The following is a 22,026-nucleotide window of genomic DNA, read 5'->3' as shown; positions in this document are numbered from 1 at the left end:
CCGGTGATGACGATGCAGCAGCCCTTCGAGACCGCGGTCGCGCAGCACGGCGACACCGTGCTGCGGGTCTGCCGCGCCGTCCTCGGCGCCGGGCCGGACGCCGACGACGCGTGGTCGGAGACCTTCCTCGCGGCGCTGCGGTCGTGGCCGGACCTCGACGAGGACACCAACGTCCAGGCCTGGCTCGTGCGCGTCGCCCACCGCAAGGCGATCGACGTGACCCGATCCAGGGCCCGGCAGGCGGTGCCCACGGACGACCTGCCGGACCTCCCTTCGTCCCTCGGCAACCCCGGCGAAGGGGGCGGCGACCTCTGGCAGGTCGTGGCCCGCCTGCCGGAGCGCCAGCGGCTGGCCGTGGCCTACCACTACCTCGGCGGGCTGCCGCACACGCAGACGGCCGAGCTCATCGGCGGCACCCCGGCGGCCGTGCGCCGCGCCGCCTCCGACGGGATCGCGCGGCTGCGCGCGATGCTCGCCGACGACCGACAAGGAGAGATGTCATGACGACCGACGTGAGCCCGGAGGACTTCACCGTGACGGCCGGCGACCGTGAGCGGCTGCGCGGGCGGCTGGCCGCGGCCGCCGACGCCGAGGGACTGCTCGACGTCGCCTACCGGACCGTCGACTCCCCCGTCGGGCCGCTGCTGCTCGCGGCGACGACGACCGGGCTGGTGCGGGTGGCCTTCGAGCGGGAGGGCTTCGACGAGGTGCTCGAGTCGCTCGCCGCGCGGGTGAGCCCGCGGGTGCTCGAGGCGCCGGCCCGGCTCGACGCGGTCGCCGCGGAGCTCGAGGAGTACTTCGCCGGCCGCCGGCACGACTTCGACCTGCCGCTCGACCTGTCGCTGTCGTCCGGGTTCCGCCAGGAGGTGCAGGCCTGGCTGCCGCACATCGGCTACGGGAGCACGCAGACCTATCGCGAGGTGGCCGAGCACGTCGGCCGGCCGCGCGCGGTGCGCGCCGTCGGCACGGCCTGCGCGACCAACCCGCTGCCCGTCGTCGTCCCCTGCCACCGGGTGCTGCGCTCCGACGGGTCGCTCGGCGGCTACCTCGGCGGTCTCGAGGCGAAGTCGACCCTCCTCGCGCTCGAGGCGGCCGCATGAGCGCCGACACCGGCGTCGTCGTCGGCGAGGACGGGCTGGCCCGACCCACGTGGGCGAGCAGCGACCCCCTGATGCGCGACTACTACGACACCGAGTGGGGCATGCCGGTGCGAGACGAGCAGGGGCTCTTCGAGCGGATCAGCCTCGAGGCCTTCCAGTCCGGGCTGTCGTGGGCGACGATCCTGCGCAAGCGACCGGCCTTCCGCACGGCCTTCGACGGCTTCGACCCCGAGGTCGTCGCGGCCTACGGCGACGACGACGTCGAGCGCCTCATGGCCGACGCCGGCATCGTGCGCAACCGGGCGAAGATCCTCGCGACGATCGGCAATGCCGCCGCGACCGTCCGGCTGCGCGAGGACGGCGGGCTCGTCGACTTCGTGTGGTCCTTCCAACCGGAGCAGACGCCCCGGCCGCGCACCATCGCCGAGGTCCCGACCCGCTCTCCCGAGTCGCTCGCCCTGTCCAAGGCGCTGCGCGCCCGCGGCTTCTCCTTCGTCGGCCCGACGACGATGTACGCCCTCATGGAGGCGGTCGGCATCGTCGACACCCACCTGCTCGACTCCCACCGACGCGGCAGCTCCGGCGTCTGGGAGGAGCACTCCGGCTGACGGACCACCTCAGCGGGACGTCGCCACGACCTGCTCGCACGTGGGCAGGTCGGAGGTCTTCCCCTTCGCGATGGCCTCGACGGCCTCCGTGGCCTCCTCGAAGTCGCCGACCGCGGTGACGTGCAGACCCTCGGGGACGTGCCCGACGACCTCGTCGCAGTTGCTCTCCGGGGCGAGGAACCACTTCGCGCCGCCGTCCTGCGCGCCGATGAGCTTCTGCGCGATGCCGCCGATCGGGCCGACGGTGCCGGAGTCGTCGATGGTGCCGGTGCCGGCGATCTCCTTGCCGCCGGTCATCTCGCCCGGCGTGATGCGGTCGCGCACGGCGAGGGCGAACATCATCCCCGCGCTCGGCCCGCCGACGTCGCCGGCGTCGATGCGCACCTCGTAGGGGTAGTCGTACTTCGGCTCGATGCCGATGCCGATGCCGGCGCGGCCGCCGCCGAGGTCGGTGGTGCGCACCCGGACCTCGCGCTCACGGCCCTTGCGCTCGACGGTCAGCGTCACCGTGTCACCCGGCGCGCGGTCGGAGATCGCGGCGACGATGTCGGCGACGTGCGGGGTGCGCGTGCCGTCGACGGCCTGCACCCGGTCCTCGAGCGCGAGCCGACCGTCGGCCGGCAGGCCCTCCGCGATCGTCGCGACGAGGTTGTCCTGCGGGACCTTGACCCCGGTGCTGCGCATGCCGACGGCGATCGAGTTCTTCTGCGCGCCCTGCATCTGCGCGGTGTTCATCTGCTTGATCTGCTCGTCGGTGCTGTCCTTGGGGAAGACCTCCTCCTCCGGCACCACCCGCGCGCTGGAGTCGAGCTTGCCGGCGACCCACTCCCACGCCGAGATGTGGCGGTCGGGGCCGCCGATGACCCGCACGGTCGTGAAGAAGAGGGCGCCGTCGGTCGGGTAGGTCTTCGCGCCCGTGACCCGCACGAGGTCGGTGCCGTCGTCGAGCCTGCCGAGGGTGTCGGTCACGGGGCCCGGCTTCTCCACGGCATAGGGCACCTTGATGAAGCTGCCGCCGACGACGACGATGAGCAGGACGAAGGCCACGGCGAGGACCCACCTGGCGATGCGCTCGCTGCGCGGGATGGAGTGCACCGGCTCGGTCACAGGACCTCCTGCCCCGGGTGGGAACCATCCGGGACCGCTCGTGGTTGGGTTGAAGGACAGCACATCCTCTCAGGAAGAGACGAGACGCCCACGTGAGCAACGACCCCAGCACCCCATCCGGTTCCCCCGGGGACGACGGTCTGCCTCCGGAGATCGCGAAGATCTTCCGCGATCTCAACGGCGGACGTGACCTGCCGCCCCAGGTCGTCGAGCAGCTCAAGGCCATGGGCATCGGCGACGCCGACCCCGCGCAGGTCGCGGCGATGACCGCCCAGATCACGTCGATGTTCACCCCCGGCGCCATGACGAAGGGGGTGGACGTCACCTCCGCGGTGACGGCCGCGCAGGAGGCCGCCGAGGACGACGACCACGAGATGGGTCCGCGCGAGCGCGGCCTCGCCGAGCAGGCCGTGCACGTCGCGTCGTTGTGGCTCGACCAGGTGACCGACCTCGAGGCCCCCGGGCTCACCGGCGCGGCCCTGTCCCGGGCCGAGTGGATCGAGGCGACCATGCCGGTCTGGGCCTCGCTCGTCGACCCGGTCGCCGACGGGCTGTCCGCCGCCATCCGCGACTCCTTCACCTCCCGGCTCCAGGGGCCCGACGCCCCCGACCTGCAGGCCCTCGGGCTGCCGGCCGGCATGGACCTGTCGATGCTGGCCCAGCAGATGGCTCCCTTCGTCGACACGATGGCGTCCTCCCTCATCACCGGCCAGACAGCGGAGGCCGTCGGGGCGCTGTCGTCCGAGACCCTGACCGCGACCGAGGCCGGCGTGCCGCTGCTCACGACGCAGGTGGGGCTGCTGCCGGGCAATGTCGCCGACTTCGCCGAGGGGCTCGACGTCGAGCTCGACGAGGTGTGGCTGCACCTGGCGGCCCGGGAGGTCGCGCGGATGCGGCTCTTCACCGCCGTGCCGTGGATCGGCCCGCAGATCCTCGCCGCCATCCAGTCCTATGCCCGCGGCATGGCGATCGACACCGACGCCATCGACGCCGCCGTGCGCGAGGTCGACCCGAGCGACCCCTCGGCGATCCAGGAGGCGCTGACCGGCAGCTTCCTCAACCCCGCGCCCACCGCTGCGCAGCAGCACGCCCTCGGCCAGCTCGAGACCTGGCTGGCGCTCATCGAGGGCTGGGTCGACCACGTCGCCGCCCGGGCCACCGCCGACCACCTGCCGCACACCGTGGCGATGACCGAGATGATCCGTCGTCGGCGCGCGACCGGTGGGCCGGCCGAGCGCACCTTCGCCGGGCTCGTCGGGCTCGAGCTGCGGCCGCGCCGCCTGCGCGACGCCGCCAACCTCTTCGCCGCCCTCGAGGAGCGGGTCGGCGCCGCCGGGCGCGACGGCGTGTGGGCGCACCCCGACGTCGCCCCGACCGCCGCCGACCTCGACGACGTGCTCGGCTTCGTCGAGCGCACCGCCGCCGGCGGGGGTGGCGGCGAGCGCAGCGACCTCGACGACGTGCTCGAGTCGATCCTGCGCGAGGCGGACGAAGGCGGCTCTGCCGCAGGCGGATCCGGCTCCGACGACCCGACCGCGTGAGCGCGCCGGGGAACGGCGCGGCCAGCGGTGGCCCGGCCGGCGGCGGCGCGGCTGGCGGCGGCCCGGCGGGCGGCGGCGCGGCTGGCGGCGGCGCGGCAGCAGCCACCGGTACGCACGCCCACCTCGACGCCGACCTGCGCGCCGTGCTCGAGGCCTGGCCCGCGCCGACGCTCGAGCAGGAGCAGCTGCGCCGCGACTACCTCGCCCACCTATCCGCGCACGCCGACGCGAGCGCCAAGGCCGGCCCGCCGGCCCACTTCACCGCGTCGTGCCTCGTCGTCGACGAGCCGCGCGAGCGGGTGCTGCTCACCCTGCACCGCAAGGTCGGTCGCTGGCTGCAGTTCGGCGGGCACATCGAGGCCGACGACCCGAGCGTCGCCGCCGCCGCGCTGCGCGAGGCCGTCGAGGAGTCGGGTCTGCCCGCCGGCAGCCTCCACCTCCTCCCCGGTCCGGCGCAGCTCGACCGGCACGCGCTGGGGTCGGGCTTCACGAGGTGCACCGAGCACCTCGACCTGCGGTGGATCGCCGTCGCCGACCCCGGCGCCGAGCCGGTCGTCTCGCCGGAGTCGCTCGACGTCGCGTGGTGGCCGGTCGACGCGCTGCCGCCCGACACCGAGCAGTCGGTGCACGACCTCGTGGCGCTCGCCCGCCGCTGAGCCTGTGGATGACGCGGCGGCCACCGCGGCGAGATCCGACACAGTGGGCGGACCACCGTCCACCTCGTCGAGCGAGCCGCCATGCCCCACCCGTCGCACCCTCCCCGCCCACCACGCGGGGCGCGCCTGCACCCCCTTCGTCGTCCTGACGGCAGCGTCCAGCTCGGCACCGGGCCGCACTCCGCCCGGCTCCTCGGGCTGACCGACGCCGAGGTCCGCTGGCTCGCGGCCCTCGACCCGGGGCAGGCGCTCACCGAGTCGCTGACGACCGCCGCGCTCGAGGGGGTCGACCCGACCCGCGCCGCGGACGTCCTCGACCGGCTCGTCGGGCTCGGGCTCGTCCGCCCAGTCGACCCCGAACGCCGACCGCGGGTCGCCGTCGTCGGTGCCGGCGCGCTGCCCGCGCTCCTCGCCGACGTCCTGCGGCAGGGCGAGCAGGTCGAGGTGACCCGGGTGCGCCCGGGCGGGGAGTGCACCGCCGACGACCTCGCCGTCGTCGTCAGCCCGGCGCCGGCCGACCCCGCCGGCATCCACCCCTGGCACGCGGCCGGCGCCGACGTGCTGCCGGTGTGGTGCCAGCCCGAGCACGCGAGCATCGGGCCGGTGCTCACCCCTGCCGGCGGCCCGTGCCTGCACTGCCTCGATCTCACCCGCGCCGCCGCCGACCCCGACTGGCCCTATCTGCGCGCCCAGCTCGTGCGACCGCGCGTCACCGGGCCCGAACCGACGGACGGGCTGCCCGCCGTCCGGCTGCTCGCCGCCGGCCTGACGACCGCGCTCGCCCTCGACCACCTCGCGGGTCTGGTCGCCACCCCGGAGTGGTCCTTCGAGGTGGCCACGCCCGGCCCCACCCTCGAGCGGCACCGGTGGCCCTCCCACCCGGGCTGCCCGGGGTGCGCGCGGACCGGGGGCGCACCCCCGGCCGACACCACGCCCGAAGGGGGGTGCGCCGCAGCGTCAGGGTGGGGCGACACAATGGCCGTGTGAGCCAGATCCCACGACGAGCCGCCGGGCGCGCGGCACGGTTGGCAGCCGTGCCCCTCGGCCATGCCGGTCGCAGCGCCCGCGGCGTCGGGCGCCGCCTCACGGGCACGCCCGCCGACGTCGTCACCGAGGAGATCCAACGCCGCACCGCCGAGCAGCTCTTCGCCGTGCTCGGCTCGCTCAAGGGCGGCGCGATGAAGGTCGGCCAGGCCCTCTCCGTCCTCGAGGCCGCGATGCCCGAGGAGATGGTCGAGCCCTACCGCGAGATGCTCGTGCGCCTGCAGGACGCCGCTCCCCCGATGTCGACCGCCGAGGTCCACGAGGTGCTCGCCCGCGACCTCGGGGCCCGGTGGCGCGAGCACGTCGACATCGAGGACGCACCGGTCGCGGCCGCGTCGATCGGCCAGGTGCACCGCGGCATCGCCGCCGACGGCCGGGAGGTCGCCGTCAAGGTGCAGTACCCCGGCGCCGACCGGGCGCTTCGCTCCGACCTGCAGCAGATCGCCCGACTGGCGCGCGTCGCGACGACGTGGATGCCGGGCATCGACATCAAGCCGGTGACCGACGAGCTGCTCGCCGCCGCCGACGAGGAGCTCGACTACGGGCTCGAGGCGGCCAACCAGCGAGCCTTCGCCCAGGCCTTCAGGGACGACCCGCACGTCGCGGTCCCCGACGTCGTCCTGCACACCCGGCACGTCATCGTCGGCGAGTGGCTCGCCGGTGCACCGCTCAGTCAGGTCATCCGCGACGCCGACCAGGACGTGCGCGACCGGGTGGGTCAGCTCTACCTCGAGTTCCTCCTCGACGGGCCGAGGCGGGCGGGTCTCCTCCACGCCGACCCGCACCCGGGCAACTTCCGACTCACCCCCGATGGTCGGCTCGGCGTCATCGACTACGGCGCCGTCGCGCACCTGCCCCACGGCATCCCCCCGGTCGTCGGCCGCCTCGTGCGCCGGGCGCTGGCCGGTGACGCCGAGGGTGTCGTCGACGGGCTCCGCTCGGAGGGCTTCATCCTCCCGGGCATCGAGGTCGACGCCGACGAGGTGCTCGCCTACCTGCTCCCCTTCGTCGAGCCGCTGCGCGAGCCCGAGCACGCCTTCACCCGCGAGTGGCTGCGGGCCGCGGCCCGCGGGGTCACCGACCTGCGCGCGCCCGAGTTCGCCACCGGGCTGCGGATGAACATGCCGCGCGAGTACGCGATGATCCACCGCGTCTTCGTCGGGTCGACCGGCGTGCTGTGCCAGCTCGGCGCGACGATCCCGGCCCGCGGGTCGATGGAGCGGCTGCTGCCGGGCTTCGCCGACGGCTGACGTCCACCCGTCGCAGGTCCGGGGGCGTCAGCCCTTGGCGGCCTTCGCCTTGGCCTTCGCGGCCTTCTTGTAGTCCCGGACCTCCTGCAGCGAGGTCTCGTCGGTGACGTCGGCGACCGAGCGGCGCGAGCCCTCCTCGGCATAGGGGCCGATCGCCTCGCGCCAGCCGGCCGGCTGCACGCCGAGCTGCTTGCCGAGCAGGGCGGCGAAGATCCGCGCCTTCTGGTCGCCGAAGCCGGGCAGCGCCTTGAGGCGCTTGACGATCTCGGCGGGGTCGTCGGTGCTCGTCCAGATGCGGGTGACGTCGCCGTCGTAGTCGTCGCGCACGACCTCGGCGACGGCCTGGATGCGACCGGCCATCGAGCGGCCGTAGCGGTGCACGGCCGGCGGCGTCGCGCACAGGTCGGCGAACTTCTCCGGGTCGGCCGCCGCGATCTTCGCGGGGTCGAGCGACCCGAAGCGCTCCTTGACCTTCGCCGGACCGGCGAAGGCCCGCTCCATCGGGAACTGCTGGTCGAGGAGCATCCCGAGCAGCAGGGCGAAGGGGTCGGAGGAGAGCAGCTCGTCGGCAGTCTCGTCCTGGGCGATGCGCAGCGTGGTGGCCATGGGCACCAGAGTGCCACGTGCACCCCCTTCGCCTCCCGCGGCGGAGACGACAACAGGCCCCACCCGGGGCATCGGGTGGGGCCTGTCGGCCTCTCGGGCGGAGTCGTGATCGACGCCGCCGGCGATCCTGCTCATCGGAAGCTCAGGTGAGCGGGTCGGGGGTCGTGGCGGCGAGCCAGCAGCTCACGGCGCTGGGGCTCGGGCACGTAGGCCAGGGGACGGTCCGTGTGCCGCAGCCGCGGCATCTTGGGGAACTTCATGGTGTCTCCTCCTCTCGGTCTCTCGCTCAGGCGGGGATCGGGTGCTTGCGGGGGCGGCCACGGGGCCGCTTGCGGGGGATGACGCGTCCGGCGTCGAAGAGCTCTCCGCCCCAGACACCCCAGGGCTCGCGGCGCTCGAGCGCGCCCTGGAGGCACATCGTCTGGAAGGGGCAGTCCTGGCAGAGCGCCTTGGCGTACTCGACGCCGGCGGGCGTCTCGGCGAACCAGATCTCGGGCTCCTCCGCCTGGCACGGGGTCAGGCGCTGTATCGGTGGGTGGGTCAGGGTCGTCACGTCGGGTTCTCCTGGTGGCGTGTGATGCGTGGGTGGCGGGTGCTTGTGGCGGTGCCGGGACACGACGAAGGCCGCGGTTCCCGGTGTCGGGATGCCGCGGCCTGAGAAGGAGGACCTGTGAGTCCGTCTCCTAGACGGGAGGTCCTGCAGGGCGCGGGTCCACGACGAAGGGGGTCTTCGGCTCAGCGGCCAGGGTGCGGCCACGGTCGATGAAGACGCCGGTGGCGTCGCCGATGCAATCGGCGGACGGCACGAGGGCAGCCCAAGACTCCGGGATGAGGTTCATCGTGATGTTGTCCATGGGTCCTGCCCTCCTCTCGTCGACGCGCTCTCGGATCACACGCGATGGCGTGACCGACTGACAAGGACCAACGTAGAGCACGCTTCTCGTGCGCGCCACCGAATTAAATTTCGGATGCCTGTCGGGGTGGTCCCGGGTCAGTCCTCGGGCTCACCAACGGCGGCCTCGGCGACCTCGTCGGGGTCCGCTCCGCCGACGACGGCGAGGACCTGGTCGGCGTAGAGCGAGAGCTTGCGCGGACCCACACCGCTGATCGCCGACAGGTCCCGCTGGTGGGCCGGCTCGGCCTCCGCGATCGCCTCGAGGGTGGCGTCGGTGAAGACGACGAAGGCTGGCACGGAGGCCGCCCTGGACACCGCGAGCCGCCAGGACCGCAGGCGCTCGAAGGTCGCCTCGTCGTAGGTCGGCGGGCACTGCGGGCAGCGCCCCGAGGCCCGCTCGGTCGCGGTCTGCAGCTCGGTGCCGCACACCTTGCACACCTTGGGCCGGGCGGCCTTGAGCGGGCCGCCCGAGCCGCGAGCGGCCTTGGCGCGCTTGGGGGTCGAGCGCGCGCCCTCGCCGAGGATGCCGCTCGCCTGGTCGAGAAATCGGCTGACCCGTCGCGTCCCGCGGGCACCCGGGGTCCGGGCGCGCGCCCACGACAGGTGGAGGACCTCACGGGCGCGGGTGACGCCGACGTACATCAGGCGCCGCTCCTCCTCGATCTCCTCCGGCCCCTCGGCCATCATGATCGGCATCAGCCCGTCGGAGCAGCCGACGAGGAAGACGACATCCCACTCCAGGCCCTTGGCCGCGTGGAGCGACGCGAGGGTCACGCCCTCGACGTCGGGCGCATGCTGGGCGGCGATGCGCTCGTCGAGGTCGCGCACGAGGTCGGGCAGCCGCGCGTCGGGCGTCGTCGACGCCAGCCTGGCGGAGAGATCGACGAGCGCCTTGAGCGACTCCCACCGGGCCCGCACGGCGCCCGAGCTCGAGGGCGGGTCCTCGTGCCAGCCCATGCCGCCGAGCACGTCGCCGACGAAGGCGGGCAGTGGCTTGCTCCCGTCGTCGGTGCGGGCAGCGCCGCGCAGCAGCAGGACGGCCTCGCGCACCTCCTTGCGGGAGAAGAAGCGCTCTCCCCCGCGCACGAGGTAGGGCACGTCGGCGTCCGCGAGCGCGGACTCGAAGGCCTCGGACTGGCCGTTGGTGCGGAAGAGGACCGCGATCTCGCGCAGCGGTCGCCCCTGGGCGACGAGCTCCTTGATCCGGTCGGCGACCCAGGCCGCCTCGGCAGGGTCGTCGTCGAGCGCCGTGAGGCGGGGCGGCTCGCCGCCCTCGCGCTGCGGCACGAGCTCGACGGCACCGCCGCGTCGCTGGCCGCTCGGGTCGGTGAGCAGCCGGTTGGCCAGGGCGAGCACGGGCGGGGTGGAGCGGTAGTTGCGCACGAGGCGCACGGTCGCCGCGCCGGGGTGGGTGCTCGTAAAGCGCAGCAGGTGCTGGGGGGTGGCGCCGGTGAAGGAGTAGATCGTCTGCGCCGGGTCACCGACGACGCAGATGTCGCCGCGGCCGCCGACCCACAGGTCGAGCAGGCGCTGCTGCAGCGCGTTGACGTCCTGGTACTCGTCGACGACGAAGTGCCGGTACTGGTCGCGCACGGTGCGGACGATGTCGTCGCGCTCCTCGAGGATGCCGACGGTCAACAGGAGCACGTCCTCGAAGTCGATGACGCCGCGCTCCCCCTTGACCTCCTCGTAGGTCGCGATGAGCCGGGCCATGGCGGTGTGGTCCATGCCGGGCGCCTCGCGCTGGTCGCGTCGGGCCGCGGCCGCATAGGTCTCGGGGGTGAGCAGCGAGACCTTCGACCACTCGATCTCGGCGGCGACGTCGCGCAGCTCGCTGCGGTCGAGCCGCATGCCCATGCGGGAGGCGGCCTCGGCGACGGCCGGCACCTTGTGCGCCATGACCTCGGGGGCCGCGCCGCCGATGGCCTGGGGCCAGAAGTAGTGCAGCTGCCGCAGCGCCGCGGCGTGGAAGGTTCGGGCCTGCACCCCGACGACCCCGAGGTCGCGCAGGCGGGTGCGCATCTCGCCGGCGGCGCGGGCGGTGAAGGTCACGGCGAGCACGCGCTGCGGCTGGTAGGCGCCGGAGCGCACGCCGTAGGCGATGCGGTGGGTGATGGCGCGCGTCTTGCCGGTGCCGGCACCGGCGAGCACGACCATGGGTCCGCTCGGGTTGGCCGCGACCTCGCGCTGCTCGGGGTCGAGCGCCGCGAGGATGTCGTCCGCGGTCTGCGGGTCGGCCGAAGAAATCACCCCGGCACTCTCTCACCCGCGCCCGACACCCGTGGTCCCCGGGCCGCGGCTGCGGCCGTCAGGCCACCTCGTCGAGCCGCTCCCCGAGCCAGCCCTCGATGAGCCGGGCCGAGATCGACAGCCGGCCGGCGGCGCGCAGGTAGCCCTCGCGCAGCTCGCGGCGGAAGTCGTCGCGGGTGAACCACCGCGCCTCGGCGATCTCGTCGGGCTGCGGGGTGATCGCCGTCGTCGTGGCGCGGGCGGTGCAGCCGATCATCAGCGACGCGGGGAAGGGCCACGGCTGGTCGGCGACGAAGCGCACGTCGGTCACCTCGACCCCCGTCTCCTCCCCCACCTCGCGCGCGACGGCGCCGGCGATGGTCTCGCCGGGCTCGAGGAATCCGGCGAGGACGGAGAAGCGGCCCTCCGGCCACCCGACGTTGCGCGCGAGGAGCAGCCGGTCCCGGTCGTCGGTGACCGCCATGATGACGGCCGGGTCGGTGCGCGGGTAGTGCTCCGACCCGTCCTGCGGGCAGCGGCGCACCCAGCCGGACTGCACGACCTCGGTGGGCGTCCCGCAGCGGGGGCAGCGGGGGTGCCGCACGTGCCAGTTGGCCAGGCCGAGCGCCGTCGCGAAGAGCGCCGCCTCGGTCGGCGGCAGCTGGACCGCGACCTCACGCAGGGTGGCGAAGGGGGCGGAGTCCAGTCGCTCCTCGCGGGGCACCGGCTCGCCGGGGGGCGCGGGGTGGCAGGTGGCGACGTGGGCGATGCCGTCGACGAGACCGAGGTGGACGAGCAACCCGTCGGCGTCGTCCGGCTGCGGTGGGCGCAGCGCCAGCCGACCGTCGGGGCGAAGGGGGGACCGGTCGCCGCGCAGCTCGAGCACCCGCGTGGCCGGGTCGGCGAGCAGGCGCGGCAGGAGGTCGGGGTCGGACCGCCGCTGGCCGTCGCGGTCGATGTCCGAGGCGGTCATGGGCAGGTCGCGCATCGGGTCATGGTCCACGTCACCCACCCTAGGCCCGGGCACGGATCCCCGGCTCGGAGGGCGTTGCTCCCCGTCTCGGGGCCGCCGGGCTCGTACGGTGGGCGGGTGACCTCTCGTGGACCGCTGACTCTCGCCGCTCTGGCCAGCGCTGCCGTGCCCGGCCTGGACCCCGACTCGGTCGAGGGGGTCGTCACGCCGTCGGTCTCCCCCTTCGACGTCGCCTTCGTCCAGGACCACGACCACCGCAGGTGGGTGGTGCGCGCTCCCCGGACCCCTGCTGCCTCGGCGCAGCTCGAGCAGTCGGCGGCCCTGCTGGCGCTGCTCGCGCGGCGCCTGACGATGCCGGTGCCTGCGGTCAAGGGCTGGGCCGCGCTGCCCGAGGGTGGGCGCGCGTGCGTCAGCAGCTACCTCACCGGGCGGATGGTCGACGTCGCGTCGATCGCGCCCGGGTCCACGCTCGCGGCCGGCCTCGGCCGGGCCTTGGCGCAGCTGCACAACCTCGACGTGCGCATCTACGAGGAGGCTGGTGTCCCCGTCTACGACGCCGCGGCCTACCGGGCCCGCCGGCTGGCCGAGCTGGACCGCGCGGCCGCGACCGGCCGGGTGCCCACCGGGCTGCTCGGTCGGTGGGAGGGCATCCTCGACGACGAGTCGCTGTGGGGCTTCACCGCCACCCCGACCCACGGGGCGATCGGTCCCGGCACGATCCTCGCGAGCCCCGACGACGGCGACGAGCCGGACGTCAAGGGATTCCTCGGCTGGGAGTCCGCGCAGGTCGCCGACCCCGCCGACGACCTCGCGCCCCTGGTCGGCGAGCTGCACCCCGAGGCGCTCGACACCGTCCTGGAGGCCTACGCCCACGCCCGCGTGGAACGCCCCGACAAGCACCTCCAGCGCCGGGCCCGTCTCGTCCACGAGATGCAGCTGGTGCGCACGATGATGGTCGCCGTCGCGGCCGGCGACGACGCCGGCGCCGAGCGTCGCGCCGCCGAGCTGCGCCGCCTCGACGAGCAGCTGGCTGCCGAGGAGGAGGCCGAGCGCACCCGCCTCGAGGCGAAGGGGGCGGACCGCGCAGCCTCGGCCACGGCCGCGTCGGGCGACGCGACGTCCGCCACGGACGACGCGAGTGCGGACGAGGCGCGTGCCGACAAGGCGACGGCTGCGGACGGGGACGCTGACGAGCAGTCCGCCCCGGCACCCGCGGCCCGGCCCACCCAGGTCACGCAGCCCGTGGCCACTGCCGCGGTGGCTGCACAGGCCACCCCCGACGCTGACCCGGAGGACTCTGACGCCGACGAGGCTGTCGAGGTCGAGCCGGCACCGCCCGCCCAGCCGGTCGCGGTCGCTGCGCCCCTCGACGCCGACGGCGAGGGCGAGGGCGACGACGGTCAGGACCACCCCCAGCAGGACAGCGACCTCCAGCAGGATGTCGGGGCCAGCGAGGACAGCTCGGGCGGAGCCGACGAGACGGCCGCCAGCCTGCCGGAAGCACCCCGTCGCCCCGGCACCGACCACGCAACCGCCGAGATCGTCCCGATCAACGACGAGGACGACGGCGACGACATCATCCCGGTCCACCCCCGCCGCTGACGGACGGCGGCGTCCGGACCAGCGCACCACGATCGGGCTCTCCGCCCACGACGCCGTTGCTCCGTACTCCGGGCACGCCCCCACCAGCCCACCCCGACCGGGCTCTCCGCCCACTACGCCGTTGCTCCGTACTACGGGCACCGAGCCGGCCTGCCGTGCGAACCGCCGGTTCATCCGCTGGCTCATCGGACGGAGCAGCGGCATAGGCGCTCCGCACCCCGCGTCCCTGCACCACCGGGCCGGCCCACCCCCGGCTCGCCGTACGGAGCAGCGGCGTAGGCGCTCCGCACCCCGCGTCCCTGCTCCACCGGGCCTGCCTGCCCCCGGCTCACCGTACGGAGCAGCGGCGTAGGCACCCTCAGCACCCGCACCACCTGGGCCGGCCTGCCCCCGGCTCACCGTACGGAGCAGCGGCGTAGCCACCGCAACAGCCCACGATCGGGCGGCCGGCGGCGGCCGCCCGCAATCAGGCGACGACGTCGCCGAGCAGGCGCACCACCTCGTCCTCGTCGAGCAGGCGGGGTCGGGTCGTCTCGCCGGTCGCGGCGTGGAAGAAGGCGCCCCGGACCCGCTCGGGGTCGAGCCCGCGCCAGCGCGCATAGGCGATGCGATAGGCCGACAGCTGCACAGCGCGCACCTCGGCCTCGGGGCCGCGGGGCGGGCGTCCGGTCTTCCAGTCGACGACCGTGACTCCCCCGTCCTCGTCGGCGAAGACCGCGTCGACCCGCCCCCGCACGGCGTGCTCGCCGATGACCGTCTCGAGCGAGAGCTCCACCTCGAGCGGCACGCGGTCGGCCCACTCGCTGGCGAGGAAATGCTCCTGCATCGTCGACAGGTCCGCATCGGCCAGCGAGTCGTCCGCGCTGCCCGGCAGCTCGAGCACGTCGACGAGACCGGCATCGGCGTAGTGCTGCTCGACCCACGCGTGGAAGGCCGTGCCGCGTCGTCCGGCCACCTGCGGCGGCTGCGGCATCGGGCGCCGCAGGTCCATCGCGAAGGCCTGCGGGTCCCGCGCGAGCGCGACGAGCTGCGAGGTCGACAGGTGGGCCGGCAGGTCCACGCCGACGTCCTCCCCCCGCGCCCGACGGCGCTGCTCACGCTCGGTCAGCAGCAGCCGCATCGTGTCGTCGATCGGGTCCGGCCCACCGTCATCAGCGTCGACGCCACCGGCACCGGCGCCACCTCTGTCGGCAGCACCAGCGCGCGCAGCCATCCCTGCAGCCGCAGCGGCGAGCCCGGCCCGCTCGGGCGCCGGCTCGGCGCCGGGCCACACGACCTGCCGCTCGACCGCCAGCGAGGGGTTGGGCTCGTCCTTGGTCTCCGGCATGTTCGTCCACTCGAGGATCTCGACCGGACCGGCAGCGCGCGCCTCGTCGAGGAATCGCGACTGCCGCCGCGGCTGCTGCCCGGTCGCGCCCCACACCCACGACCCGAGCAGCAGCTGGCTGCGCGCGCGGGTGAAGGCGACGTAGGCCAGACGGCGCTCCTCGAGCAGCCCGTGCTCGCCGTTGGCCGCGCGATAGCGCTTGAGCTCGTCCTGGAGCGCCTTCGTCTCGCCGAGCGACAGGTCGAGGTGCGGCAGCCCCTCGCGGTCACCCCGCAGCGGGAAGGGCACGCCGTCGAGCCCGGTGATCCACCCCGAGTCGTTGACCTGCCCGACCACCCATGTCCCGTCGTCCTTGAGGGAGGCCCGCGACAGGTGCGTCGGGAAGACCCCTTCGGACAGGCCGGGCACGGCGACGACGTCCCACTCGAGGCCCTTCGCCGCGTGGCAGGTGAGGATCTGCACGGCGTCGGCGGCCGGCTCGACGACCGGCTTCTCCAGGCCGCGCTCCTGCTCGACGGCGGCCTCGATCCAGTCGATGAAGCCACCCAGCGTCGGGCGGTCGGCGCTCGAGGAGAACTGCGCCGCCACGTCGGCGAAGGCGTCGAGGTGCGCCCGCGCGACGCCCGGCGACCACTTCGGCCGGGCCAGCACCTCGATGTCGACCCCGAGCTCCCGCTCCGCCTCGCCGACGAGGTCGGGCAGGGGCATACCGGCCTGGCGTCGCAGCCGGGCGACCATCGCCCCGATCTGCTGCAGCCGGCGCAGCGCCGTGTCGGAGATCGACTGCCCGCCGTCACCCCGCCACCCCGGGTCGGGCAGCCGGTCGAGGGCGTCGACGATCGTGACCGCATCGTCCGGCCCGGGCGGAGGCGCGTCCTCGCCGAGGTCGTCCCGGGCAGCCTTGGCCAGCTGACGCGCCCACGCCCCCAGCCCGTCGAGGTCGGCCGGACCGAGGAGCCCGGGGGGCCCGGTGAGCAGCCGCATGAGCCGGTCGCCGCGGGAGGGGTCCTGCACGATCGTCAGCAGGGAGACGACGTCGGCGACCTCCGGCGTGAGCAGCAGCCCGCCGAGACCCACGACCTCGTGCGGGATCCCCCGCGCGGCGAGCGCCTCGGCGACGAGCGTGAACTGGCTGCGCTTGCGGCACAGCACCGCCGCCGAGCGCCGGCCACCGGACCACCGGGTCTCGATCCACTCGGCGACCGCGGCCGCCTCGTCGTGGGCGGTGAGGCTGCGCATCACCTGCACCTGTCCCCGACCGGCCCCGGGCCGAGGCCGAAGGGAGGTCACCGGCACCCCGCTCACGGCACCCAGGGGCCCGGCCACGGCATTGGCGACGGACAGGATCGACTCGTCGTTGCGCCAGCTCGTCGACAGGTGCCTGACGGGAGCGGCCTCCCCTTCGGTGGAGAAGAAGCGGGGGAAGGTCGCCAGGGTCGTCGCGCTCGCCCCGCGCCAGGCGTAGATCGACTGGTGCGGGTCGCCCACGGCCGTGACCGCAGCCGGCGGCTGCCCCTCCGGGGCGAAGAGCTCCCGCATGAGGACCAGCTGCGCCTCCGAGGTGTCCTGGAACTCGTCGAGGAGCACGACGCGGAAGCGGTCGCGCTCGGCCTGCCCGAGGTCGGGGAAGCGCGTCGCCAGGGCCGCCGCGAGCGCCATCTGGTCGGAGAAGTCCATGACCGAGCGCTCGCGCTTGACCTCGCCGTAGCGCTCAACGATCGGCAGCACGAGCCGCTGCTGCTCCATCGGCGTCATGACCTTGCCTCGGAAGTCCTTCGTGAAGTCCTTGCCTGCCGCCGCCACGGACTCGAGGTGAGCGAGGGTTCGGCGGGCGAAGTCGTCGACGTCGGCCGGCGTGCGCAGGTGCTCAGCGAGCTCGCCCGCCAGCGAGACCACGGCATTGGTCACCGTCGATTCGGTCTTGTCGATGTCCTCCATCGGGCCGTCCCACGCGACGACCACCTCGTGGGCCAGCTGCCAGGTGGCGGCCTCCGAGAGCAGGCGGGAGTCCTTCTCGTAGCCCAGCCGCAGCGCGCCCTCGCGGACGAGGCGCCCGGCATAGGCGTGGTAGGTCGAGATCGTCGGCGCGCCACCGAGACCGCCGGCGTCGGCCTCCCCGTCGGCCTGCGCATCGGGCGCCCACACGCCGGCCTGCTCGAGGGTGGCCAGCCGGCGGCCGACGCGCTCGGCGAGCTCGCCGGCCGCCTTGCGGGTGAAGGTCAGGCCGAGCACCTGCTCGGGCGTGACGAGGCGGTTGGCGACGAGCCAGACGACCCGGGCGGTCATCGTCTCGGTCTTGCCCGAGCCGGCTCCCGCGACGACGAGCAGCGGCTCGAGCGGGGCCTCGATGATCTCGCGCTGCTCGTCGGTCGGCGGGTGCTCCTGGCCGAGGGCCCGGGCGAGGTCGACGGCGGAGATGACGGGCGGGTGGCTCATCGCAGCCGCCCTCCTTCCTCGTGGGCGGGGCAGGACGAGCGCACCGGGCAGATCCGGCAGCGGTTGTCCTCGGGCTGGGCGACGAAGGTCGCCGCCGCCATCCCCTCGGCGGTGTCGGTGATCAGGTCGTGGAAGTGGCGCGGCTCGTCGCTGCTCGCGATCGGCTGCTGCTCCTGCACGGCATTGCGCGAGGTGCGGGCCCGGCCGAGGTGGACGAGCGCGGCCCCGGCACCCTCGCTGCCGTGCCCGACAAAGCCGCTCTCGGCGATGGCCACCTGGTAGGACCCGAGCTGGGGGTGCTCGGCGAGCTCGGCGGCCGTCGGTGCCGAGGCGCCGGTCTTGTAGTCGATGACCCGCAGCCGGCCGTCGGCGTCGGCCTCGAGCCGGTCGACGCTGCCGGCGAGCACCGCCCGACCGAGCTCGACGCGGAAGCCGACCTCGGTGGCGACCGGGCGCCACCCCTCGCTCTCGGCACGCCGGTGGTAGTCGGCCAGCCAGTGCGCCATGCTGCGCGCGCGCTCGAGCTTCTGGTCCGTCACCCACCCGGGCGCCATGCCGAGCTCCGGCCAGCGCCGCTCGAGCTCGGCGAGGAAGGCCTCCTCACCCGCGTCGCCGAGCTCGTGCGCGATGTCGTGGATGAGGGTGCCGACCTCCTGCGAGACGCTGCTCGGCCCGTCGCCGCCCGAGGACTGCAGCAGCCAGCGCAGCGAGCAGTCGGCGAACTGCGCGACCTTCGACGGGCTGACCCGCACCGGGTCCTGCGGACCCCGCACGGATCGGGTGTCGCTGAGGTCGCGCAGCGCCCACCACGTCGACGGCGAGGCGCCCGGCACCCCGGCGTCGGCGAGGTGCGCCAGCCGGGCCACCGCGCGGGCCACCTCGCCCGGGTCGGGGCTCGCGAGTCGCTGCCGGAGCACGGCGACGAGGCCGGTGAGGTCGAGCGGCGCGGGCACCTGGGTCGGCTCCCGTCGGCTGCCGTCGTCGGGCAGCGGGTCGACGAGGTCGAGGTAGACCGACGGCTGCTCGTCCTCGGCGGCCACGGCCGTGACGACCACCCGCTCGCTCGCGCGGGTGAGCGCGACGTGGAAGAGGCGCGTCTCGTCGTGCCGGACGGCGGTCGCCGCCCCCGCCCCGGTGCGGTCGCGACCGGTGACGACGTCGACGAGGCGCTCGGAGCCCAGGAGGGATCCGCGCAGCCGCAGGTCGGGCCACACGCCCTCCTGCACCCCGGCGACGACGACCATGTGCCACTCGTGGCCGGCCGCCGTCTGCGGGGTGACGAGGGCGACCGCATCGGCGTTGGGGCTGCGGGCGGCGAGGGAGTCGGCGGCGACGGCCTGGCCGGCGACCGCGTCGAGGAAGGCATCGGGGCCCGACGCCGGCAGCGCGTCCTGGTGCGCCGCGGCGGCGTCGAAGAGCGCGACGACGGCATCGAGCGCCCGGTCGTGACGGGCACCCGTGGCGCCGCCGGCGAGCGCCGCAGCGCGCCAGGTGTCGGCGACGCCGAGGGCCTGCCAGAGCGCCCACAGCACCGACTCGGCGGAGACCCCGGGCGCCCACCCCGTCTCGCTCGTGACGGCGGCCGCCCGCCCGGCGGCGAGGGCCACGGCGAGGCGGTGCAGCGGGGCGACGTCTTCGCCGAGGTGGGCCAGCCGCTCGGGGTCGAGGACGAGCTCGCCGAGCAGCTCGTCGCTCGTGCGCGTGCCACCGGCGAGCAGCTCCTCGTGGCGCAGCACCCGGCGCAGCCGGCGCACGGCGACGGTGTCGGCGGCGATGACCGGCGAGGTGAGCAGGTCGAGCACGTCGGCCGGGTCGAGCGCCTCGACCCGTCCTCGGGCGAGGTCGACCGCGGACGCGAGCAGCTGGAGCAGCGGCCGTGCCGCCGGCTCGTCGCGCACCGGCACCCGGTGGGCGTCGCCCTGCACGGGCACCCCGCGGGCAGCGAGGACCCGGCGCAGCGTCGCCTGCCGCGAGGAGCCGCGCACGACGACGGCGAGCCGGTGCCACGGCACCCCGTGGAGCAGGTGCGCGGCCCGCAGCTCGTGGGCGACGAAGGCCGCCTCCTGGGCCCCGGAGTGCAGCACGTGCGCCTCGACGATCCCGCCGCCGGCGGCGGGCGCCGCCTCGCGCTGCCGGCCACCGCCGAGGGCCGCGATCTTGGGGGTCACCCGCGCGGCTGCCGCGTGCACCGCCTGCGGCAGCCGGTGCCCGCGACCGAGGACGTGCGTCTCCTCGGTGCGCCCGTGCCAGACGTCGACGAGGTGGTGCGGGTCGGCCCCGCGGAACCCCTGGACCGTGGCGTCGGGATCACCGACGAGGACGAGGTCGACGCCCGCCCCGGTGAGCACCCGCAGAAGCCGCGCGGCGGGCGCGGTGAGCTCGTGGGCGTCGTCGACGACGACGACCCGCATGCCCGAGCGCACCCGCTCGCGCGCCTCGGGGTCGTCCTCGAGCAGCTCGGCCGCGGCCGCGAGGACCCAGGCGGGGTCGAAGGCACCCGGCCGCGACAGTGCCGTCACCTCGTCGTACTCACGGGCGACCTGGGCGGCGGCGACCCACTCGGGGCGGCCGTGCTCGCGCCCGAGGGTCGCGAGGTCGTCGGGCGAGACCCCGTGCTCGATGGCGCGCATGAGCAGGTCGCGCAGCTCCTCGCGGAACCCGCGAGTCGTCAGGGCCTCGGCGAGGTCGTCGGGCCAGGCCGGTCCGCGGCCCGACTCGCGATGGCCGGCGAGCAGCTCGCCGAGCACGAGGTCCTGGTCCGCACCGGAGAGCAGCCGCGGAGCCGGCTGGCCGAGCAGGACCGCCTGCTGCCGCAGCACGGCGAAGCCCAGGGACTGCATCGTGCGGGCCATCGGCTCGGTCGTCGCGCCGGTGAGACCGGCGGTGACGGCGTCGCGCGCCTCGGCGGCGCCGAGGCGGGTCGCGGCGACGAGGAGCACCTCGTCGGGCCGGCACTCCCCCTGCCGCACCCGGTCGAGGACAGCGGCGACGGCGACCGTCGTCTTACCCGTGCCGGGACCGCCGAGGACCCGCACGAGGTCGGCGCGGGACGCGACGGCCCGCGCCTGGTCCTCGTCGAGACGAAGGGGGGCGTCCTCCCCCTTCGTCGTCGGCCGCCGCAGGTGCACGCTCGTCAGGTCCTCAGCCACGACGCCATCCCATCACCTCGGCCCGACAGCCTCCCCCGCGCGCAGGTTGTCACTACCGCGCAGTAGGATCCTGTGACTCACCACACGGTGAGCCACCCATCCCGGAGGAACCATGAGCTCCCACGCGACCGGTACCCGCGTCCAGCGGATGCCCCGTGCCCAGCGGCGGGCGCAGCTGCTCGGCGCCGCCCTGACCGTCTTCGTCTCGAAGGGCTACCACGCCGCCGCGATGGAGGACATCGCCGACGAGGCGGGCGTCTCCAAGCCCGTTCTCTACCAGCACTTCCCGGGCAAGCTCGACCTCTACCTCGCCCTCCTCGACGACCAGTGCGACCACCTCGAGTCACTCGTGCTCGAGGCGCTCAACTCGAGCGACGACCACGAGGAGCGGGTCTACGCGACCGTCCGCGCCTACTTCGACTTCGTCGCCGACGAGGGCGGCGCCTTCCGCCTGATCTACGAGTCGGACCTGACCAACGAGCCGCAGGTGCGTCACCGGATCGACGCCCTCGAGGCGCAGCTCGGCGAGGCGATGACCCAGCGGATCACCGAGGACACCCCGCTGCCCAAGGAGCTGGCCGAGATGCTCGGTCTGGCGATGTCCGGTGCCGCGCAGGTCATGGCGCGCACCTGGCTCGCGCACGGCGCCCACTTCACCAAGGACGTCGCCGCGCAGGCCGCCGGCCACCTCGCCTGGCGCGGTCTCGGCTCCTTCCCCGTCAACCGCATGGGCGCGGTCGACGACCCCGACACCGCCGCTGTCGGGCGTGAGTGACACGATGAGCTCGAGCTCACCCGTCGACAACGAAGGAGTGACCGTGGAGGTCAAGATCGGGATCCAGAACGTCGCCCGCGAGATCGTCATCGAGGCGACCGGCGCCGAGGCGGAGATCGAGGCCGCCGTGCGCACCGCACTCGACGGCGGAGCGCTCGTGCTCACCGACGACAAGGGCCGTCGCGTCATGGTCCCGGCCGGCGCCCTCGGCTACGTCGAGGTCGGCGAGCCCAGCCGCGGACGGGTCGGCTTCGGCGCCTGATCGCCGGGCCACGCGGCCCGGCCACGTCCGGGCCGACACACATTCGTTGCTTCCTGAGAGTCGCCCCACCCGCCTCAGGAGTCTATGTTGGTCACGGAAGCCCGCACGGGCTGCCTGAGCGCGTCCGCTCACCCCTGTCGGACGCAGAAGGAGTGATTCACTGTGTGGACCATCATCGTCACCGTCATCGTCGGCGCCATCATCGGCGCGCTCGCTCGTCTGGTCCTGCCGGGCAAGCAGAGCATCTCGACGCTCGTCACCGTCATCCTCGGTGTCCTGGGCGCGCTGATCGGCTCCTACCTGATCAACGGCACGAAGACGGACTTCAGCTTCCTCGCCGTCATCGTCGGTGTCGTCGTCGCCGCCGTCCTGATCGTCCTCTACGGGATGATCGCCGGCCGCAAGCAGGTCTGACGCACCACAAGCGAAGGGGGGTCCCGCCGAGTCGGCGGGACCCCCCTTCGTC

At 74.6% G+C, this 22,026-nt stretch carries 20 protein-coding genes; 11 read left to right on the top strand and 9 right to left on the bottom strand.

The annotated features are described in order from the left end of the window. Window positions 1-12: 12 nt before the first annotated feature. The 3 genes from ACQBJO_RS04220 to ACQBJO_RS04210 are packed head-to-tail and all read left to right on the top strand — an operon-like array spanning window position 13 to window position 1,708. Window positions 13-504: an RNA polymerase sigma factor gene (locus ACQBJO_RS04220; RefSeq protein ID WP_421007047.1), complete on the top strand. Its 492-nt coding sequence runs from the start codon at window positions 13-15 to the stop codon at window positions 502-504. Further along, a complete protein-coding gene (locus ACQBJO_RS04215; RefSeq protein ID WP_255185535.1) occupies window positions 501-1,100 on the top strand; it encodes a methylated-DNA--[protein]-cysteine S-methyltransferase in 600 nt (199 codons plus the stop codon). The genes ACQBJO_RS04220 and ACQBJO_RS04215 overlap by 4 nt, the downstream gene beginning before the upstream one ends. Beyond that, the gene (locus tag ACQBJO_RS04210) at window positions 1,097-1,708 is read left to right on the top strand and encodes a DNA-3-methyladenine glycosylase I (RefSeq protein WP_421007048.1); all 612 of its coding nucleotides are present in this window, start codon (window positions 1,097-1,099) and stop codon (window positions 1,706-1,708) included. The genes ACQBJO_RS04215 and ACQBJO_RS04210 overlap by 4 nt, the downstream gene beginning before the upstream one ends. Window positions 1,709-1,717: 9 nt before the next feature. Here the strand turns inward: ACQBJO_RS04210 and ACQBJO_RS04205 are convergent, their stop codons facing one another. Further along, complete coding sequence (locus tag ACQBJO_RS04205) at window positions 1,718-2,815, bottom strand: YlbL family protein (RefSeq protein WP_421007049.1); 1,098 nt, start codon at window positions 2,813-2,815, stop codon at window positions 1,718-1,720. Between the two features lie 92 nt (window positions 2,816-2,907). Here ACQBJO_RS04205 and ACQBJO_RS04200 point away from each other — a divergent pair, with 92 nt between their 5' ends. From ACQBJO_RS04200 to ACQBJO_RS04185, 4 genes are all read left to right on the top strand, one after another. Beyond that, window positions 2,908-4,356 (top strand): zinc-dependent metalloprotease, encoded by a 1,449-nt coding sequence (locus ACQBJO_RS04200; RefSeq protein WP_421007050.1) that lies wholly within the window; start codon window positions 2,908-2,910, stop codon window positions 4,354-4,356. Then, on the top strand, window positions 4,353-5,012 hold the full coding sequence (locus ACQBJO_RS04195) for an NUDIX hydrolase (protein ID WP_421007051.1): 660 nt from the start codon (window positions 4,353-4,355) through the stop codon (window positions 5,010-5,012). The genes ACQBJO_RS04200 and ACQBJO_RS04195 overlap by 4 nt, the downstream gene beginning before the upstream one ends. An 81-nt stretch (window positions 5,013-5,093) precedes the next feature. Continuing rightward, window positions 5,094-5,999, top strand: a complete 906-nt coding sequence (locus tag ACQBJO_RS04190) for a hypothetical protein (protein WP_421007052.1) — start codon at window positions 5,094-5,096, stop codon at window positions 5,997-5,999. After that, a complete protein-coding gene (locus ACQBJO_RS04185) occupies window positions 5,996-7,306 on the top strand; it encodes an ABC1 kinase family protein (protein ID WP_421007053.1) in 1,311 nt (436 codons plus the stop codon). Before ACQBJO_RS04190 ends, ACQBJO_RS04185 begins: the two co-directional genes overlap by 4 nt. 27 nt (window positions 7,307-7,333) lie before the next feature. Here ACQBJO_RS04185 and ACQBJO_RS04180 read toward each other — a convergent pair whose 3' ends face one another. From ACQBJO_RS04180 to nudC, 6 genes are all read right to left on the bottom strand, one after another. Beyond that, on the bottom strand, window positions 7,334-7,912 hold the full coding sequence (locus ACQBJO_RS04180) for an HhH-GPD-type base excision DNA repair protein (protein ID WP_255185528.1): 579 nt from the start codon (window positions 7,910-7,912) through the stop codon (window positions 7,334-7,336). A 131-nt stretch (window positions 7,913-8,043) separates the two neighbouring features. Beyond that, the gene (locus tag ACQBJO_RS04175; protein ID WP_421007054.1) at window positions 8,044-8,172 is read right to left on the bottom strand and encodes a hypothetical protein; all 129 of its coding nucleotides are present in this window, start codon (window positions 8,170-8,172) and stop codon (window positions 8,044-8,046) included. A gap of 26 nt (window positions 8,173-8,198) precedes the next feature. Beyond that, on the bottom strand, window positions 8,199-8,465 hold the full coding sequence (locus ACQBJO_RS04170; protein WP_255185526.1) for a WhiB family transcriptional regulator: 267 nt from the start codon (window positions 8,463-8,465) through the stop codon (window positions 8,199-8,201). Between the two features lie 130 nt (window positions 8,466-8,595). Continuing rightward, window positions 8,596-8,766 (bottom strand): hypothetical protein, encoded by a 171-nt coding sequence (locus ACQBJO_RS04165; RefSeq protein ID WP_255185525.1) that lies wholly within the window; start codon window positions 8,764-8,766, stop codon window positions 8,596-8,598. Between the two features lie 137 nt (window positions 8,767-8,903). After that, on the bottom strand, window positions 8,904-10,964 hold the full coding sequence (locus ACQBJO_RS04160) for an ATP-dependent DNA helicase UvrD2 (protein WP_430407167.1): 2,061 nt from the start codon (window positions 10,962-10,964) through the stop codon (window positions 8,904-8,906). A 151-nt stretch (window positions 10,965-11,115) separates the two neighbouring features. Beyond that, window positions 11,116-12,024 (bottom strand): NAD(+) diphosphatase, encoded by a 909-nt coding sequence (gene nudC / locus ACQBJO_RS04155; RefSeq protein ID WP_421007056.1) that lies wholly within the window; start codon window positions 12,022-12,024, stop codon window positions 11,116-11,118. A gap of 102 nt (window positions 12,025-12,126) precedes the next feature. Between nudC and ACQBJO_RS04150 the strand changes: the two genes are divergently transcribed. Then, window positions 12,127-13,611 (top strand): phosphotransferase, encoded by a 1,485-nt coding sequence (locus tag ACQBJO_RS04150; RefSeq protein WP_421007057.1) that lies wholly within the window; start codon window positions 12,127-12,129, stop codon window positions 13,609-13,611. Between the two features lie 466 nt (window positions 13,612-14,077). On the opposite strand, the gene ACQBJO_RS04145 is transcribed toward ACQBJO_RS04150, so the two are convergent. Both ACQBJO_RS04145 and ACQBJO_RS04140 read right to left on the bottom strand, forming a co-directional pair. Further along, a complete protein-coding gene (locus tag ACQBJO_RS04145; protein ID WP_421007058.1) occupies window positions 14,078-17,374 on the bottom strand; it encodes an ATP-dependent helicase in 3,297 nt (1,098 codons plus the stop codon). After that, window positions 17,371-20,523 (bottom strand): ATP-dependent helicase, encoded by a 3,153-nt coding sequence (locus tag ACQBJO_RS04140; protein WP_421007059.1) that lies wholly within the window; start codon window positions 20,521-20,523, stop codon window positions 17,371-17,373. Before ACQBJO_RS04140 ends, ACQBJO_RS04145 begins: the two co-directional genes overlap by 4 nt. Window positions 20,524-20,635: 112 nt before the next feature. On the opposite strand from ACQBJO_RS04140, the gene ACQBJO_RS04135 reads away from it, so the two are divergent. The 3 genes from ACQBJO_RS04135 to ACQBJO_RS04125 all read left to right on the top strand — a co-directional run bounded on the left by ACQBJO_RS04135 (window position 20,636) and on the right by ACQBJO_RS04125 (window position 21,974). Continuing rightward, on the top strand, window positions 20,636-21,298 hold the full coding sequence (locus ACQBJO_RS04135) for a TetR/AcrR family transcriptional regulator (RefSeq protein WP_421007060.1): 663 nt from the start codon (window positions 20,636-20,638) through the stop codon (window positions 21,296-21,298). Next, window positions 21,291-21,560: a DUF3107 domain-containing protein gene (locus tag ACQBJO_RS04130; RefSeq protein ID WP_421007061.1), complete on the top strand. Its 270-nt coding sequence runs from the start codon at window positions 21,291-21,293 to the stop codon at window positions 21,558-21,560. Before ACQBJO_RS04135 ends, ACQBJO_RS04130 begins: the two co-directional genes overlap by 8 nt. 162 nt (window positions 21,561-21,722) lie before the next feature. Next, window positions 21,723-21,974, top strand: coding sequence for a GlsB/YeaQ/YmgE family stress response membrane protein (locus tag ACQBJO_RS04125; protein ID WP_255185517.1), 252 nt, complete (start codon window positions 21,723-21,725; stop codon window positions 21,972-21,974). The last annotated feature ends 52 nt before the right edge of the window (window positions 21,975-22,026 follow it).

Source organism: Janibacter zhangyanbonis, assembly GCF_050507325.1.
Lineage (GTDB): Bacteria > Actinomycetota > Actinomycetes > Actinomycetales > Dermatophilaceae > Janibacter.
This window is presented reverse-complemented; position numbering and strand designations above follow the sequence as displayed.